This is a genomic window from Novosphingobium sp. HR1a (genome assembly GCF_015594425.1).
Lineage (GTDB): Bacteria > Pseudomonadota > Alphaproteobacteria > Sphingomonadales > Sphingomonadaceae > Novosphingobium > Novosphingobium resinovorum_A.
On record NZ_JABXWS010000043.1, the window covers coordinates 31,509 to 47,125 of the forward strand.

The window sequence follows — 15,617 nt, forward strand, 5'->3', positions numbered from 1 at the left end:
AAGGAGCCAACATGCGAACACGATCATCACTGCCGTTTCGGACTGCCCCGCTCCGGGTCGAAGATTCGCCCAGTCACGGCACTCTTCTCGCCGCATTTCTCTCCTCTCTGTCGCTCGACGAGAGGTCAGGCTGTGCGGTTCTGTATGGCGCGGCGGTCCGCCATTTCCTGCATTGGCTGGACCTGCACGAGATCGCGATCCGCACGATTGACGATCGGGCTGTCCGGCGGTTCGAGAAGCATCGGTGTCGGTGCCACCGGTATTCGGCGCAGCAAGCGCACTACAAGGCTGACCAAGCAGCAAGGGTCAGGCGCTTCGTCCGGTTCCTGGAAGATCAAGGCTACGTCGAAGTCGACGACGGGATCGACGATCTGCCACGGCACCTCGCTGACTATTCCGATGCGATCGATCGCCTGCAACTCGCCGAGGGACCCGCGCAGGCCTATCGGTCCGAGGCCGAGCATTTCATGGCCTGGCTTCGCATTACGCGACGCCAATGGATCGATATCGACGACACGATCATCGACCAGTACGCTGCGCATGATTGCCGATGCCCGGTATGGCGCAAGCGCGGCAAGCTGGTCGCCACGGGCACGAAGCGGCGGCGGCGATGCGCACGGCACTTCGTCGAGTTCCTGCGAGGCCGCGGTGTCATCCCATCGGTTGAACCGGTGGCTGACGATGACCCGCACATGTCGGCTTACCTCACGTGGCTCAAGCAACATCGCGGCGTCACCGATGAGACGATCCGGCGCTACCGGACCGATATCAGACGGCTCATGCCGATGCTGGGCGAGCCTTCGCAATGGGATGCCGCCGGACTCAGGAGCGCATTTCAACGACGAAGCAAGGAGACGCCGGGCTCGGCATCGCTGCTCGTCACGATAATGAGGAGCTACATCCGGTTTCTGGTCGTGCGTGGCGAGTGCCGGCCTGCATTGTTGCATGCAGTTCCATCAGTGCAGCGCTACCGCCTTTCGACGCTGCCGCGCCACGTCGACCCGGCAACGATCGAGAGGATCATTGCGGCCTGCCCGACAGATCGTCCGGTAGAAGTCCGGGACAAGGCCATCATTCTCCTGCTCGCCAGGCTCGGCCTGAGGGCTGCCGATGTTCAGGACATGCGTCTCGACGACATCGACTGGCGGTCCGGCCACCTGACGGTCAAGGGCAAGACGCGTCGACCGGACCGTCTGCCATTGCCGCAGGATGTCGGCGACGCGATCTTGGCATATCTTGCGGCAGCCCGCCCGGAGGCCGCCGAAGAGCATCTGTTCCTGCGTGCACAAGCACCGTTTCGGCCATTCCGCTCGTCCGCCGAGATCGCGGGCATCGTCGCTCGAACGCGCGACCGCGGTGGGATCGAAGGAGTGCCGACCGGGTCGCACATATTCCGGCATTCGCTTGCCACCAACCTGCTGCGCGCGGGCGCAGGCCTGGAGTCCGTTGGGACCATCCTGCGTCACAGCTCGCCTGAGACCACTGCCATCTACGCCAAGGTCGATCTGCCGATGCTCATGAAGATCGCGCAGCCATGGCCGGGAGAACCGTCATGCTGAACATGCACATTTCCAGATACGTCTCGCTCCATCGCAGCTTGGGACGGAAGTTCTCCGAACAGGAACGCTTGCTGCGCCAATACGCCGATTTCGCCGGCCGCGCCGGTGACCGGCACACCCAAGTGCAGCGCATTTACGACTGGTGCCACACGGCAAGCTCGCAGAACGTGGCCCGCCATAGGTTCGACGCCGTACGTAACTTCAGCCTTTTCGCTCATGCTGAAGATCCAGCTCACGAGGTTCCGCCTGCGGGCGTCTTCGGTCGGGGCAAGCGGCCACGCCCGACCCCGACCATCATCGAACCGGAACAGGTCCGGGCGATCATGACCGCGGTATTGGACGTTGCGCCCCAAGGCACGATCAGCCCGTACACGTATCATTATCTGTTCGGCCTGCTGGCGGCGACAGGTCTCCGGATTTCCGAGGCCCTCGCTCTTCAATGCAACGATCTGGTCGAGGATGGCCTGATCGTCCGCAACGGCAAGTTCGGCAAGCAGCGGCTGATTACCTTGCAGCCATCGACCCGTCAGGCGCTCGAAGCATATCTCGCCACCCGAGCAAGGCTTGGCGCCACGGGCAATGACCTGTTCGTGACCATTCGGGGGAGAGCACCACACAAGGTGCGCGCCCACGTGGTGTTCGTCAGGCTGGCCCGGCAGCTCGGATACCGCGGACCGACCGGAACGGCCGGGATGCGGTTACACGACCTGCGGCACACTTTCGCCGTGCGTTCCCTTGAGTCCTGTCCGCGCGACAGGGAAGCCATCGCACACCACATGGCCGGACTCAGCGTATATCTGGGGCATGCGTCGGTCGCCAACACCTATTGGTATCTCGAGGCCACTCCGGTGCTGCTGCGCGATATCGCTGTCGCCAGCGAGCAACTTTACCGGGGAGAAGCGGCATGACGGCACTCGCTCCGCACCTCTCGATCTACCTGCGTGAACATCTGCCGCGCGAACGTGCTGTCAGTCCGCACACGGTGAAGACCTATGCCAACTGCTTTGTCCTCCTGGTCCAGTTCGCTGCCGATCGGCTGAAGCGTCGGCCGACCGATCTCGAGATCGAGGATCTCGGCACCGACATGATCATGGCCTTCCTTGACCATGTCGAGAACGGTCGCGGCAGCTGTGTTCGGACCCGCAATGGCAGGCTCGCCGCGATCCGGTCCTTCTTCCGCTACATCGAGTATCGTATTCCGGCCTGCCTGGATCAGGCCCTTCGCGTCAGATCGATCCCTACCAAGAAGACCGACAAGGCGCTGATCGACTACCTCGACCGGGCAGAGATCAAGGCTTTGCTCGACGCCCCGGATCCCCGGACACGCCTTGGCACCCGCGATCGCGCAATGCTGCATCTGGCCTATGCTGGCGGGCTGAGGGTGTCGGAACTCGTAACGCTACAACTGCGCGATTTCCCGGACCGCTTCCTGTCCACCGTGCACATCATGGGCAAGGGACGGCGTGAACGGGTCCTCCCGCTCTGGAAGGAGACTCAGTTCGCATTGCGCGCGTGGCTTGCGATCCGCCCCGATGCGCAAGCTGCCGAGATATTCCTCAATGCCAGCGGGCAACCCATGACCCGCGACGGATTTGCGTTCCGTTTGGCGGAGCACGTCAAGCGCGCGGCAGAGAAGCAGCCGTCGATCCTTGGCAAGCGCGTAACACCGCACGTGCTGCGCCACTCCTGCGCAATGCACACGCTCGCGGCGACAGGGGACATTCGCAAAGTCGCATTGTGGCTCGGCCATGCCAGCATCCAGAGCACCGAGACCTATTTGCGCGCCGATCCCGAGGAGAAGCTGCAGATTCTCGCGGCGCACGGCGCTCCTGCCATCAAGCCCGGGCGCTTCAAGCCGCCATCCGATGCCCTGATCACGATGCTCACCGACGTTCGAAGGCGGGCCTAGCCCGTCTCCGGACAACCCCCTGGCACTCATATTATCTGGAGTGAAATCATGGAAAACCGAAGGAAACCTGCGCCTACCGCCGCCACGCTCGACATAAACTGCGACTGCAAAGAATATGTGTAATGTTGAGCTCAACATTACAGGAATTCGCGAGGGGAGAGATCGATTTCGAGTGCTTCGCGTTCCGCATCGGAGAGATCAGCGAGGCGGCGGTTGAGCATGGCTTCGGCGGTCGAGACGAGTTGCACGACAACCGCGTTGCCGTCCGCAAGTGCCGCGTCGATTGCGGGCAGTAGGCTCGGCAACTTCATCGATAGAAGGAGCTGCGCGAAGAAGCGCTGCTTGGTGCCTTCAAAAACCGAAAGCGCCGCTGATTTGGCACCTGAATTGAGGGTTTCGCCACTATCAGTGTCGACGATCCGGGTTGCCTCGAGTGCCTCGCGCAGGTTGCCATGTATGATTGCCCAAGCGTCTGCATACGCGTCATAAACCGCTACCTGGTCGGGGGTCAGGCAATGCTCGAGAATCTCGTACTCAACTCCGGCGAATGAAAGTGCCCTCGCCGCGTACAGTCCAAGTGACTTCAGATCACGGGCGACCAGTTCCATTGCAGCGATACCGCCATCGCGAATGTCTGCGACGAAGGCTTCGCGATTGGCAAAAGCCGTCTCGGGACCCCACAGCCCAAGACGGGTGGCATAGGCGAGATTATTGACGTCGGATGCCCCGGTCGCCGATGCGTAGAGCACGCGGGCGCGCGGCAGCAGATTCTGGATGCGAACACCGGCAATGCCCTGTTCCGATCCTTTGACCTTACCACGTGAGCCTTCCCCGCCAGCGGCGTTGGCCATCGCATGGGCTTCGTCAAAGACAATGAGCCCGTCGAAGTCCTCCCCTGCCCATTCGAGAATCTGCTCGAGCCGTGTCGCGTCGCTGCGGCCCGAGCGTAGTGTCGGATAAGTCACGAAGAGTATGCCTTCGCGCATCCCGATCGGGACACCGAGCTTCCATTGGCCAAGGGGCTGGACGTCGATGGGAAGGCCTCCGAGCGCGGTCCAGTCGCGGCGGGCATCTTCGAGCAAAGCTTCGTTCTTGGAAATCCAGATGTGGCGCCGTTCGCCCCTCACCCACCGGTCGAGGATGACGGAAGCGACCTGCCGTCCTTTCCCTGCACCAGTTCCGTCACCAAGAAAGTAGCCCATGCGGTAGGCGTGCCCGTCGGGGCTCGCCTTCAAGGCACAGCCCTTGTCGTCGGGCTCAAACCGTACCGGCAGATCGCGGGCATGCGCGCTTGCGGCATAGATCAGGGTCTCGGCCTGCGCAGCGGATAGGACGCCCCCAGCAATGAGGCTCGACGGAAGCTGAGGCACCACTTCGGGCACGGGTGCGGTTATCGAACCCATCGCAACGGATTCGACCAGGGGGGTCGGATGCGGGACAGCATCTGCAATTGAGATCCGGCTCGGCCGGTAGGGCAAATAATGCCCAACCTGGCTTTCGATCGGCGCAGGTGCTTCGAGCGGAGTAAAATCAAGCGGCAGGATCGACGGCGCCGCAGCGGTTGGATGGACCTTAAGTGGAACAGGTTTCGTCCTGTTCGCAACCAGCCGAAGCGGCAATGCTGGCTTGATGCCGATGCTGGGCTCGGCGGGCAGGCTTACCCGGTCAGGCAGCATATCGATCAGCAGATGAAGCTCGGCAAAGTTTGCCGGCTGGGCGATGATCGGGCTGGTACCATCGTCAGCCTTGTCGAGAACCAAGAGCCGGGTTGCGATAGAGGTGCCCTGCTTGACGAAACCGCGCTCGATCATCGCGTTGAGGCGCAACGAGACGGGACCGGCGATCCCGACAAGAAACTTCGGAAGCTCGAACCATTCGGGCATCACTGCGACCAGGCGGCCACCGGGCAGAAGGCGATTCCAGGCAGAACGCAAGTGCCGATCGCCAGTGCGACTATCGTGGCCCCTTTCGATTCCGTGTGAATAGGGCGGGTTCATCAGCACCACGCTCGGACCCACGTCGGGCTTGAGAAGTTCGTCGATCAGTTCCCCGTCAAATCCCGTGACTGTCGCCTCTGGGAACACGGCGCCCAGGCATTCGCGGCGCAGCGGCGATATCTCGTTGAGAGCGAGACGCGCAGCTGCCTTTGCTGCCCATACGCCCAGCATCCCGGTCCCGGCCGACGGTTCGAGAACCAGTTCAGCGGCAGAAATCGCGCATGCCTTTGCAGCCATCCAGGCCAGACGGGGCGGCGTCGCGAATTGTTGCCACTCGATCTGCTCGTCGCTACGGTTGGACTGGGTCGGGACCAGACCTTCAAGGCGCGTGAAAGCCTCATCGGCAAAGCTGGGTGACATTGCAGGTGAGAATTCGGTCGCCTGCGCCAGAAACAACACCTGCGCCAATTCAAGTGCCGCATGGGCATCGCGTACGGACCAGCGTCCTTCGGCGTCGCTACCGCCGAAGTGATCGGCCATCGTTGCATTCACAGTGAGCCGTGAAATTGCTTGATCTGCAACGAGCCGCGCGGCCAGCGCCCTCGCCGCTGCCAGCACTGGCAGCTCGGCGGGATCGGAGAATGCGAAAGCGGTATTTGCGTGTGACATGAGAGACCTCCTGAAGAGGCCCTGGGTTTGTCCGGGTGTCCGTTCGGATGGATCCGCCCGGGGGCCTCACAAGGCCCCAAGCCCGCTTTCCTCTCACCGACATTCAGACCGCAGCTCGGACTGAGCGCATGAGCACATCATTCCAGTCGTCGCCGGTTAGCTCCGGACGCCTGGTGACAATCAGACGCCCTTCGCAAGCGTAGGCCTCTCGCGCACGCTCTTCAGCAAGGTGCCCGCCCGCATCATTGTCGACAAAGAGATACAGCTGGTGCACCGATTCCGGGATTGTGGCCAAGCCGAAGCGTTCGTTTCCTAGCGTCGCCCAGCAGGGAACCTTGAACATTTGCATCGCTGAGAGGGCCGTTTCGTTTCCCTCTGCGAGGCCAAGGCGTCCGCCATTCGGGTACGCGAAACGCACCGCCCCAGAACCGGGGCTGCCTAACGCACGCCTGGGCTGATCGAAAGAAGCCAAGCTGGTTTTGTCGAGGTCAAGGAAGGAGCGGTGCAGCGCCAGAATTCCGGCATCATTGCGCACGGCTGCCACCATCGCGGGTAGAAACCGGACAGCACCCTTTGGCCCCAGCGGCATGTGCGGGTGGAAACGCAGCTCCGGCGAAGAAATCGTGATGCCTCTGGACACGAGGTACTTCTCGGCGGGGCTGCCAGCGATGGTCGACGCCTCACGCCAGAGCCTCAGCGCATTGCGATTGGCGACTTCCTCGCGCGGTTCGGCCACGATCGGACCACTCGTGCCATCGAACAGATCCGCAATTCTTATTCCGAGCCCGGCCATGGCTTCTATCACCGCCTCGTTCGTGCAGCCGGCAAAGCAATGAACAAGAATTGCGCGCTTTCCGAGTGTGATACTTAGCGAAGGAGTGCGGTCGTCGTGGGCCGGACAGCAGCACATTCCGCGCGAACGCGACCAGGCACCGCCCAGCTGCTCGACTATCTTGCGCGCGCGGGTTTCCAGTTGCAGACCTTGGAATTGGGATGATCGGTGTTGGTGCATGGGGGCATCTCCATCGTAACGTGCCTCCACCCGCGCAGCCTCCGCTCTGCGTCGCTGACGTTTCATTTTCCTACATCATATGTTCTATATATGTTCTTTCCCGATTCGACCACCAAAGGATTTGGGAATGAGACTGAAATGGGCAGTAGTTGCAGGGGCAACGACAGGATTTGGGTCCGTCCTCCCCGCTCACGCGCAGGAGATGGAGCCCCCTCAGATGACCGTTGCCTCGGAGTTGACGACCGATGGCTTCCGCGTTGCAGAAGGGACTGATGGCTTCCTTCTCGTCGAACATGGCATTTGGAGAAAGCCTCCAACGGCCTCGTCCGAGCCGCTGGCTACCGATGCGGGTCGAACCTATCTGCCCTATCGATATCCAAAGCCCCAAAGCAGCGCGCCATCGGGCTTCCGTCGGGCAAGCTACCTTCCTCATGTTTACGCTGCTGAGGCTCAATACTCGCTACCAAGCGGCCTTCTCGACGCTCTTGTATGGACGGAATCACGATATAATCCGATGGCCATCAGCAAGGCCGGGGCCGCAGGCTTGGGGCAATTGATGCCAGGGACAGCGCGGGACCTTGGCGTTTCAAATCGCTTCGATCCCAAGGCGAACATCTTGGGTGCGGCCCGATACCTACGCCAGATGCTGGACAAGTTCGGGGTGGTTCATCTGGCCCTCGCTGCCTACAATGCAGGTCCAGGTGCCGTCGAGCGCGCAGGCGGTATTCCTCGCAATGGCGAGACACCGGCCTATGTGCGTGAAGTGCTGCGCCATTGGCGTTTTTGAACGGGGGGGTGTTGTGAGCGCGGATCGAAGACGCGTCTCGGGAGTTTTGAGCCGTGGTAGACGCGGGTTGTTCCTGACCACGACAGACGACGTCGTCTGGATCATCGAGAGCGAAGAACCCAAATGCGAATTCGTCGGATCAGCGGTGATTGTCGAGGGGGTTGTCGCAGGTCGAGATCGTTTGCGCGCAGACTGGATTGGACCGGTCTGATCGAAGCCATAGTTATCAGGCTGCGCGCTTCCCTGCCTTCTTGATGTCGATGACCTTCCCGCCGCTCAGATAGTCAGCCCAGTCCTGCATCATCCGGCGCCGAGGAGCCAGGTATTCAGCGGCATTGTAAGCTCCACGCACGTCGTTTTTCTCCGAATGCGCGAGCTGTAGTTCGACCCAATCCTCATGGTATTTCCTGATCCACATGGGCGGCTTGCCGAACTCGACCAACTGCTCATTGGCCCAGGTGCTCGCCAAGCCCCGGAAGCCGTGTACGGTTTGGCGACTGTGGTATCCGAGGCGATAGAGCGCGTAGATCATTGTGTTCTCTGAAAGCGGCATGTTTGGGCCATTACCCGGGAAGAGAAACTCGCCAGGCGCTGCTGCTATCATAGATTTCGCGATGTGCGTTGCCTGCTGCGAGAGGGGCACCAAATGCTCTCGTCCCATCTTCATTCGCTCGGCCGGTATGCGCCAGACAGGTGATTTGCCGCCGAGGTCTTCGAACTCGGATTTGGCGGCGAAGCGGAGCTCCTTCGTTCGAACCCAAGTCAGGAGCGCAAAGAGAACTGCGTCACGGGTGATTGAGGACCGCCGTTCGCCCTCTTCCTGGTAGGCATGCAGCTTCTCGATGAATGCGGGCAATTCGCTGAGCGGCAGACGGCTCATATGCTTCACTCGTGGTCGCGGCTTTAGCGCCCCACGCAGATGTGTCGTCGGATCATTCGAGGCCAGGCCACACGCGATTGCGAACTGGAAGACTTGCCCCACCCCTTGCTTCGCACGCCGGCTGATATCGAGCGCGCCTCTTGCTTCGATTTTGCGTATCATTGCCAGGACGTCGGGCGCCGTGATTTCATGAACGAGTTTCTCGCCGATGGCTGGAAACACGTCCCTTTCCATGCGCGACCAGACGCGTTCGGCGTGCGCGGCATTCAACGCGCTCTTTCGATTTTCATGCCAGCGCTTTGCGACATCAAAGAAAGTGGCACCCTCCTGCGAGATCACTTCCCCCTTGGATTTCATTGGATCCTTGCCCTCGGCTAGCAACGCCTTTGCGGCTGTGCGCTTGGCACGCGCTGCAGCTATCCCGAGGTCTGGGTAAGCGCCGAACGAGAGCAACTTCTCCTTGCCTGCGAAGCGGTACTTCATCCGCCACAACTTTGATCCGTTCGGCTGGACGAACAGGAATAGGCCCTCCCCGTCGGCCAGCTTGTAGGCGCGATCACTTGGCTTGGAATTTCGGGCCTGAGTCTCCGTGAGAGGCATTGGGGGTATCGCTCCTTTCCGACACTCCGCGAAAATACCCCCAAAATACCCCCACACCAAATCTGGCTGCATGTGGAAGACCATGGGCGCATGCGGACGCGAATCACCCGCAAACCTCTGCTTTTCTTTCGATTTTTGGAAAAATGCGGAAGCTAGTGGAAGCTTCCGGATCAAGGAATGGTAGCGGAGGAGGGACTCGAACCCCCGACACGCGGATTATGATTCCGCTGCTCTAACCGACTGAGCTACTCCGCCATACCAAGGCCGCTGCGATGAGCGGCTCGATCCGGCGCCCCGTTGCTGCGGGGCAGGCCGCGTCCTCTAGGGGCAAGGTTCGCATCGGTCAACACCGAAAAAGCACCTTCAACCCCGAAAAGATACGAGGCGGATCGGGCGCCACAGGCCCTCCTCCCAGGCATAGAGTCCGAAGCCGCGAAAACGGAATGTGCGCGGCTGCAATTGCTGCGCCAGTTCCGCCTGCAGCACCCTCGCCGCCTGCGCCGTCACCTTGTTCTGGATCGTCACGTGAAGGCGTAGCGGCTGTGCGTCCTGCTGGGTGAGCAGGCCGTGCATGCGCTCGGCGATCTCCGCGTGGAGCGCCACCATTTCCGGGCTTTCGATGGAAAGAGCCGTGCCAGTGCCCAGCTTCATCAGCCCCTCGATCCGCGCTGGCGGCGGCGCGGCGCGGGCAAGGTCGCTCAGAAGGTCGATCAGTTCCTCTTCGACCGATGGCGGCAGCGCATGGAACAGCGTCACATGGGCGCGCAGGCGATTACGCTCGGGCGGGTAATGCGCACGCCTGAGGGCGTCCGCCCAGCCCAGCACGTCGGACGGCAGTTCCGCAGTGACGAGCAAAGGGGAGCCCGCCTTGCGCGGGCCGGTCGCGACCCAGTTTTTGGCGGGCCAGTCAGGCGATTGTTCGGTCATCGTGAAACTCCGCTGCCCGTCCCGAATCCGCCCCGATTGCCAGAAAGAGCGACGCAGGGCAAAGTTCGGCCCGGGAGTGCATGAAGGGGGAAGCAGATGCGAACGTTCCGCGTGATCTCGATACTGATCCTGATCTGGAATTTGATCGGCGATGCCGCTTATCTGATGCAGGTCAACGCCGATCTCGACGATGTCGCGAAGACGGACCCGGTCACCGCACAGGCATTCGGCTCGATGCCCGCATGGGCATGGGCCGCTTATGCCGTGGCGGTCTGGGGCGGCACGCTTGGGGCGATCCTGCTGCTCATGCGCCGCGAGATCGCATGGGTGTTCTTCGCGGCCTCGCTGGCGGGCGTGGTGATGCAGTTCGGCTGGAGCTTCCTCGGCTTCGGGATGATCGCGGCCAAGGGGTGGTCGACGGCGGTGTTCCCGGCCGTGATCTTCGCCATCGCCCTCGCCTCGCTGCTCTATGCGCGGGCGAAAGCAAGGGACGGAACGTTGAGCTAAGTTACAGCTCGCCCCTTTGACGGCGAATGGCGAACCACTTGGCGACGTTGCGGTTGTGCTCGGCCAGAGTGCCCGCGAAGGCGTGGCCACCGGTGCCGTCCGCGACCATGTAGAGCGCGTCGGTCTTGGCCGGGTTCAGCACCGCCGCGATCGATTCGCGGCTGGGGTTGGTGATCGGCCCCTTGGGCAGACCGACCATGGTGTAGGTGTTGTAGCCGTTGACCGCCTGAATCTCCGACTGGAGGATGCGGCGGCCGAGGCGCTTGCCCTTGGTGATGGGGTAGATGATCGTCGGGTCGGCCTGAAGCAGCATGCCGGTCCGCAGTCGGTTCGAGTAGAGCCCTGCCACCATGCGCCGTTCGGAGGGCTTGCCGGTTTCCTTCTCGACGATCGAGGCGAGGACGATCGCCTGCTCCGGCGTCTTTACGACGAGGCCCTTGGCGCGGTTCGCCCAGAGTTCCTTGAGCGTGCGGCTCATCGCCGCCTGCATGCGCCGCACCAGTTCCTCGCGCGGTTCGCCGTTCTCGAAGTTGTAGGTGTCGGGGAGGATCGAGCCCTCTTCCGGCACCGAAACGTCGCCGGTCAGCGCCGTCTGCGCCTTGAGGCGATCGTAGACCATCACCGAGGGCATGCCTTCGGGGATCGTCACGAAGCGGCGGATGATCTCGTCGCTGGAGATGATCGCCAGCACGGCCGAGGGGCTGGCGTGCGCGGGAATGGCGAACTCGCCCGCCTTGATCCCGCTGCCGCCTCCGAACACGCGGGCGCGCAGCTTGAAGCCGGAAGCGGAGGCGATCACGCCCTGCTTTTCCAGCCGGTCCGCAACGTCCCCAAGGCTGGCGCCGGTGGGGACGACGAAGTGCTTGTCTTCTTCCAGCGGGCCGGAGCCGTACCAGCCGCCGAAGAAGGCCCAGAGGCTCCCGACGAAGAGTACGGCGACGACTGCCGCCAGGCCGCATCCGCGCCGGGAGATCATGAGTTTAGTCGATCTTGCGCATCACGAGGCTGGCGTTGGTACCGCCGAACCCGAAGCTGTTGTTGAGCACGGCGCGCACTTCGCGCTTGCGGGCGACGTGCGGCACGAGGTCGACGCCCTCGCAGCCCTCGTCCGGGTTGTCGAGGTTGAGGGTCGGCGGCACGATCTGGTCGCGCAGCGCAAGGATGCAGAAGATCGATTCGACCGCACCCGCGCCGCCCAGAAGGTGGCCGATGGCCGACTTGGTCGAGCTCATCGAGACATTGCCGATGGCGTCGCCGAACAGGCGGCGCACGGCGCCCAGTTCGATGGTGTCGGCCATGGTCGAGGTGCCGTGGGCGTTGATGTAGTCGATGTCGGCAGGCGTCATGCCGGCCTTCTTCAGCGCCATCTGCATCGAGCGGTAGGCGCCGTCGCCGTCCGGGTGCGGGGCGGTGACGTGGTAGGCGTCGCCCGACAGGCCGTAGCCGATCACTTCGCAGTAGATCTTTGCGCCGCGCGCCTTGGCGTGCTCGTACTCTTCCAGGACGAGGACACCGGCGCCTTCACCCATGACGAAGCCGTCGCGGTCCTTGTCGTAGGGGCGGCTCGCCTGTTCGGGGCGGTCGTTGTAGCTGCAGTTGAGCGCACGGGCCTGCGCGAAACCGGCGATGCCGATCGGACAGACGGTCGATTCGGCGCCGCCCGCCAGCATGATATCGGCGTCGCCGTCACGGATCATGCGCGCGGCATCGCCGATCGAGTGCGCGCCGGTCGAGCAGGCGGTGACGACCGCGTGGTTCGGACCCTTGAGGCCGTACTTGATCGAGACCTGGCCCGAGATCAGGTTGATGAGGCGGCCATGGACGAAGTGCGGCGAGACGCGGCCCGGGCCCTTCTCGGCCAGCACCAGCGATTCGCTCTCGATGCCCGGCAGGCCGCCAATGCCCGAGCCGATCGAGCAGCCGGCCATGAGCTTGTCTTCCTCGCTCATGTCGGTCAGGCCCGCGTCCTCGAGCGCCTGGCCCGCGGCGTCGATGCCGAAGACGATGAAGGGATCGACCTGGCGCTGTATCTTGTGATCGACGCGCTTTCCGGCGTCGAAGCCGTATTCGTGATCGGCGGGCTTCACTTCGCACGCGATCAGGCACTTCTGGCCCGTGGTGTCGAACTTGGTGATCGGACCTGCGCCCGACTTGCTCGCGAGGATGTTGGCCCAAACGGTCTCCACGTCAGCGCCCAGGGGGGTGACGAGACCAAGTCCGGTTACGACGACACGACGCATATGCTCTCCGAAAATCTCAAATGGCCGCATCCGGTCGTCGGGAAACCGACGGCCCGAAAACGGCGACAGGCCCGCCCCCTTAAAGGGCGAGCCTGCCGATTTCAATCCGGTGTTGCATTCACGCCCCACCCCTCACGAGCGGAGCGCCGAAATGCAGGCCCGAAATCAGACCGAAGGGATTAACCCTTGTTCTCTTCGATGTACTTGATGGCATCGGAGACGGTGCTGATCTTCTCGGCGGCATCGTCCGGAATCTCGACGCCGAATTCTTCCTCGAACGCCATGACCAGCTCGACGATGTCGAGCGAGTCGGCGCCCAGATCGTCGATGAAGCTGGCGTCCTCGGTGACCTTCTCGGCTTCAACGCCGAGGTGCTCGACGACGATCTTCTTAACCCGATCGGCGGTATCGCTCATTTGTATAGACCCCTTCGAAAATAGGCGGGTTTGAATTACGCTAGTCGCCCTAAAGACTGGGCGGCGCGCTGGCAAGAGCCTTGGGGCGGCAGTGATCGCTGATGAGCCTCGCGTTATCCACGGTTGACGGCAGAAAGCGCCCTTGCGGCCAAGGCTCCTCCCCGAGCTTGCCTTGGGGAGGTGGCAGCGCGTCAGCGCTGACGGAGGGGGAATGCCTCACCTCTTCCCCTCCACCACCGCCGGCGGAGGCGGTCCCGCTCCCCGAGACAAGTTCGGGGAGGAATGGGTTTTACTCCGCCGCCTTGGCGGGCGCAGCCTGCTTGACCGGCTCCACCACGCGCAAGTGCAGTTCGCGCAGCTGCTTGGGCTCGGCGTGGCTCGGCGCGTTCATGAGGAGGTCCTCGGCGCGCTGGTTCATCGGGAACAGCGTGATCTCGCGCAGGTTCTGCGCGCCGCACAGCAGCATCACGATGCGATCCACACCGGCAGCCATGCCGCCATGCGGCGGGGCGCCGTACTGGAACGCGCGGTAGAGGCCGCCGAAGCGATCCTCCACGTCCGCTTGCGTCAGGCCGGTCATCTCGAAAGCCTTGACCATCAGCTCGGGCGACTGGTTGCGGATCGAGCCCGAGGCGATCTCGAAGCCGTTGCAGACGAGGTCGTACTGGTAGGCCTTGATCGTCAGCGGGTCCTGGTTCTCCAGCGCGTCCATCCCGCCCTGCGGCATCGAGAACGGGTTGTGCGCGAAGTCGACCTTCTTGTTGTCCTCGTCCCATTCGTAGAACGGGAAGTCGACGATCCAGCACAGCTCGAAGCGGTCCTTGTCGATCAGGCCGAGCTGCTCGCCCACGCGCGTACGGGCGAGGCCCGCCAGCTTGGCGGCCTGCTCTTCCTTACCCGCGGCGAAGAACACGCCGTCGTTCGGGCCGAGACCGAGCGCCGCGATCAGCGCGGCGGTCTTTTCCTCGCCGTGGTTCTTGGCGATCGGGCCGCCGGGGACGCCGTCCTTGATGTTGATGTAGCCGAGGCCCGAGTAACCCTCGCCGCGTGCCCAGACATTCGTGTCGTCGAAGAACTTGCGGCTACCCGCGCCTGCCCCCGGAGCCGGGATCGCGCGGATCGTGCCGCCATTGGCGACGATGCCCGCAAAGATGCCGAAGCCGGATTCGACGAAGTGTTCGGTCACGTCCTTGATCAGCAGCGGGTTACGCAGGTCCGGCTTGTCCGAACCGTAGTCCAGCATCGCCTGCGCGTGCGGGATGCGGCGGAATTCACCGGCCGGGGTGACCGGCTTGTCGCCCGCGAACTCGGCGAAGGTGGCGCGCAGGACCGGCTCCATCGTCTCCCAGACTTCTTCCTGGGTGACGAAGCTCATTTCGAGGTCGAGCTGGTAGAATTCGCCCGGCAGGCGGTCGGCGCGCGGGTCTTCGTCGCGGAAGCAAGGAGCGATCTGGAAGTAGCGGTCGAAGCCCGCGACCATCAGCAGTTGCTTATACTGCTGCGGTGCCTGCGGCAGCGCGTAGAACTTTCCGGCGTGGATGCGGCTGGGCACCAGGAAGTCGCGTGCGCCTTCGGGGCTGGAAGCGGTCAGGATCGGCGTCGAATATTCGGTGAAGCCGGTGTCTTCCATGCGGCGGCGCATGTCACGGATGATCTGCGTGCGCTTGACGATGTTGGCATGCAGCGTCTCGCGGCGCAGATCCAGGAAGCGGTACTTGAGGCGGATGTCCTCCGGGTACTCCTGCTCGCCGGCGACCGGCATCGGCAGTTCCTCGGCCTTGCCCAGCACGGTGGCGACGCGGGCGTAGACCTCGATCTCGCCTGTGGTGAGGTTCGGGTTCACGGTGCCTTCCGAACGCGCCTTCACGGTGCCCTCGATCGTCACGACGCTTTCCGCGCGCAGCGAATCGAGCACGGCGAGCGCCGGGCTGTCGCTGTCGGTCACGACCTGGGTGATGCCGTAATGATCGCGCAGGTCGACGAACAGCACGCCGCCATGGTCACGCTTGCGATGGACCCAGCCCGAGAGGCGGACGGTCTGGCCGACCTCAGCCGCGCTCAGGGCGCCGCAGGTGTGGGAGCGGTAGGGATGGGTCATGACGGGCTCTTTTGGTCGAATGGAATAGTTGCGGCCCCACTAAAGGAGTGCCGCAGCGATTGCCAGATGGGGATTC

General features: G+C 62.9%; 14 protein-coding genes and 1 tRNA gene. 6 read left to right on the top strand and 9 right to left on the bottom strand.

Annotation, left to right across the window (positions count from 1 at the left end; genetic code table 11):
• Nucleotides 1–11 precede the first annotated feature (11 nt).
• The 3 genes from HWN72_RS10170 to HWN72_RS10180 are packed head-to-tail and all read left to right on the top strand — an operon-like array spanning nt 12 to nt 3,468.
• On the top strand, nt 12–1,559 hold the full coding sequence (locus tag HWN72_RS10170) for a tyrosine-type recombinase/integrase (protein ID WP_030540400.1): 1,548 nt from the start codon (nt 12–14) through the stop codon (nt 1,557–1,559).
• The gene (locus tag HWN72_RS10175; RefSeq protein WP_030540399.1) at nt 1,553–2,467 is read left to right on the top strand and encodes a tyrosine-type recombinase/integrase; all 915 of its coding nucleotides are present in this window, start codon (nt 1,553–1,555) and stop codon (nt 2,465–2,467) included. The genes HWN72_RS10170 and HWN72_RS10175 overlap by 7 nt, the downstream gene beginning before the upstream one ends.
• Complete coding sequence (locus tag HWN72_RS10180; RefSeq protein WP_030540398.1) at nt 2,464–3,468, top strand: tyrosine-type recombinase/integrase; 1,005 nt, start codon at nt 2,464–2,466, stop codon at nt 3,466–3,468. Before HWN72_RS10175 ends, HWN72_RS10180 begins: the two co-directional genes overlap by 4 nt.
• Before the next feature lie 137 nt (nt 3,469–3,605).
• Here the strand turns inward: HWN72_RS10180 and HWN72_RS10185 are convergent, their stop codons facing one another.
• Entirely contained in the window at nt 3,606–6,074 is a 2,469-nt protein-coding gene (locus HWN72_RS10185) for a strawberry notch family protein (RefSeq protein WP_054725375.1), read from the bottom strand.
• A gap of 103 nt (nt 6,075–6,177) precedes the next feature.
• Nucleotides 6,178–7,086, bottom strand: a complete 909-nt coding sequence (locus tag HWN72_RS10190; RefSeq protein ID WP_062912871.1) for a toprim domain-containing protein — start codon at nt 7,084–7,086, stop codon at nt 6,178–6,180.
• Nucleotides 7,087–7,213: 127 nt separating this feature from the next.
• Here HWN72_RS10190 and HWN72_RS10195 point away from each other — a divergent pair, with 127 nt between their 5' ends.
• Together HWN72_RS10195 and HWN72_RS31060 are read left to right on the top strand one after the other, a co-directional pair.
• Complete coding sequence (locus HWN72_RS10195) at nt 7,214–7,873, top strand: lytic transglycosylase domain-containing protein (protein WP_082395425.1); 660 nt, start codon at nt 7,214–7,216, stop codon at nt 7,871–7,873.
• A complete protein-coding gene (locus HWN72_RS31060; RefSeq protein WP_234716087.1) occupies nt 7,839–8,084 on the top strand; it encodes a DUF5818 domain-containing protein in 246 nt (81 codons plus the stop codon). The genes HWN72_RS10195 and HWN72_RS31060 overlap by 35 nt, the downstream gene beginning before the upstream one ends.
• Nucleotides 8,085–8,099: 15 nt before the next feature.
• Here HWN72_RS31060 and HWN72_RS10200 read toward each other — a convergent pair whose 3' ends face one another.
• From HWN72_RS10200 to HWN72_RS10210, 3 genes are all read right to left on the bottom strand, one after another.
• Complete coding sequence (locus HWN72_RS10200; RefSeq protein ID WP_054733036.1) at nt 8,100–9,353, bottom strand: integrase arm-type DNA-binding domain-containing protein; 1,254 nt, start codon at nt 9,351–9,353, stop codon at nt 8,100–8,102.
• Between the two features lie 178 nt (nt 9,354–9,531).
• Nucleotides 9,532–9,608 (bottom strand) — tRNA-Met (locus HWN72_RS10205).
• Nucleotides 9,609–9,716: 108 nt separating this feature from the next.
• On the bottom strand, nt 9,717–10,280 hold the full coding sequence (locus HWN72_RS10210; RefSeq protein WP_211150217.1) for a 2'-5' RNA ligase family protein: 564 nt from the start codon (nt 10,278–10,280) through the stop codon (nt 9,717–9,719).
• A 96-nt stretch (nt 10,281–10,376) separates the two neighbouring features.
• Here HWN72_RS10210 and HWN72_RS10215 point away from each other — a divergent pair, with 96 nt between their 5' ends.
• Nucleotides 10,377–10,787, top strand: a complete 411-nt coding sequence (locus HWN72_RS10215) for a sugar transporter (protein ID WP_211150218.1) — start codon at nt 10,377–10,379, stop codon at nt 10,785–10,787.
• 1 nt (nt 10,788) lies between these two features.
• On the opposite strand, the gene mltG is transcribed toward HWN72_RS10215, so the two are convergent.
• The 4 genes from mltG to aspS form a co-directional block, all read right to left on the bottom strand.
• On the bottom strand, nt 10,789–11,763 hold the full coding sequence (gene mltG, locus HWN72_RS10220) for an endolytic transglycosylase MltG (protein WP_211150219.1): 975 nt from the start codon (nt 11,761–11,763) through the stop codon (nt 10,789–10,791).
• A 4-nt stretch (nt 11,764–11,767) separates the two neighbouring features.
• Complete coding sequence (gene fabF, locus HWN72_RS10225) at nt 11,768–13,027, bottom strand: beta-ketoacyl-ACP synthase II (protein ID WP_211150220.1); 1,260 nt, start codon at nt 13,025–13,027, stop codon at nt 11,768–11,770.
• A gap of 179 nt (nt 13,028–13,206) precedes the next feature.
• Nucleotides 13,207–13,443, bottom strand: a complete 237-nt coding sequence (locus tag HWN72_RS10230; RefSeq protein ID WP_007679564.1) for an acyl carrier protein — start codon at nt 13,441–13,443, stop codon at nt 13,207–13,209.
• Between the two features lie 289 nt (nt 13,444–13,732).
• Entirely contained in the window at nt 13,733–15,541 is a 1,809-nt protein-coding gene (gene aspS / locus HWN72_RS10235; RefSeq protein WP_211150221.1) for an aspartate--tRNA ligase, read from the bottom strand.
• Nucleotides 15,542–15,617 lie beyond the last annotated feature (76 nt).

Excerpts from the sequence above, each read along its gene's own strand:
- HWN72_RS10170 (WP_030540400.1), top strand. The coding sequence starts at position 12 with ATGCGAACACGATCATCACTGCCGTTTCGGACTGCCCCGCTCCGGGTC.
- HWN72_RS10175 (WP_030540399.1), top strand. The coding sequence starts at position 1,553 with ATGCTGAACATGCACATTTCCAGATACGTCTCGCTCCATCGCAGCTTG.
- HWN72_RS10180 (WP_030540398.1), top strand. The coding sequence starts at position 2,464 with ATGACGGCACTCGCTCCGCACCTCTCGATCTACCTGCGTGAACATCTG.
- HWN72_RS10185 (WP_054725375.1), bottom strand. The coding sequence starts at position 6,074 with ATGTCACACGCAAATACCGCTTTCGCATTCTCCGATCCCGCCGAGCTG.
- HWN72_RS10190 (WP_062912871.1), bottom strand. The coding sequence starts at position 7,086 with ATGCACCAACACCGATCATCCCAATTCCAAGGTCTGCAACTGGAAACC.
- HWN72_RS10195 (WP_082395425.1), top strand. The coding sequence starts at position 7,214 with ATGAGACTGAAATGGGCAGTAGTTGCAGGGGCAACGACAGGATTTGGG.
- HWN72_RS31060 (WP_234716087.1), top strand. The coding sequence starts at position 7,839 with ATGTGCGTGAAGTGCTGCGCCATTGGCGTTTTTGAACGGGGGGGTGTT.
- HWN72_RS10200 (WP_054733036.1), bottom strand. The coding sequence starts at position 9,353 with ATGCCTCTCACGGAGACTCAGGCCCGAAATTCCAAGCCAAGTGATCGC.
- HWN72_RS10210 (WP_211150217.1), bottom strand. The coding sequence starts at position 10,280 with ATGACCGAACAATCGCCTGACTGGCCCGCCAAAAACTGGGTCGCGACC.
- HWN72_RS10215 (WP_211150218.1), top strand. The coding sequence starts at position 10,377 with ATGCGAACGTTCCGCGTGATCTCGATACTGATCCTGATCTGGAATTTG.
- mltG (WP_211150219.1), bottom strand. The coding sequence starts at position 11,763 with ATGATCTCCCGGCGCGGATGCGGCCTGGCGGCAGTCGTCGCCGTACTC.
- fabF (WP_211150220.1), bottom strand. The coding sequence starts at position 13,027 with ATGCGTCGTGTCGTCGTAACCGGACTTGGTCTCGTCACCCCCCTGGGC.
- HWN72_RS10230 (WP_007679564.1), bottom strand. The coding sequence starts at position 13,443 with ATGAGCGATACCGCCGATCGGGTTAAGAAGATCGTCGTCGAGCACCTC.
- aspS (WP_211150221.1), bottom strand. The coding sequence starts at position 15,541 with ATGACCCATCCCTACCGCTCCCACACCTGCGGCGCCCTGAGCGCGGCT.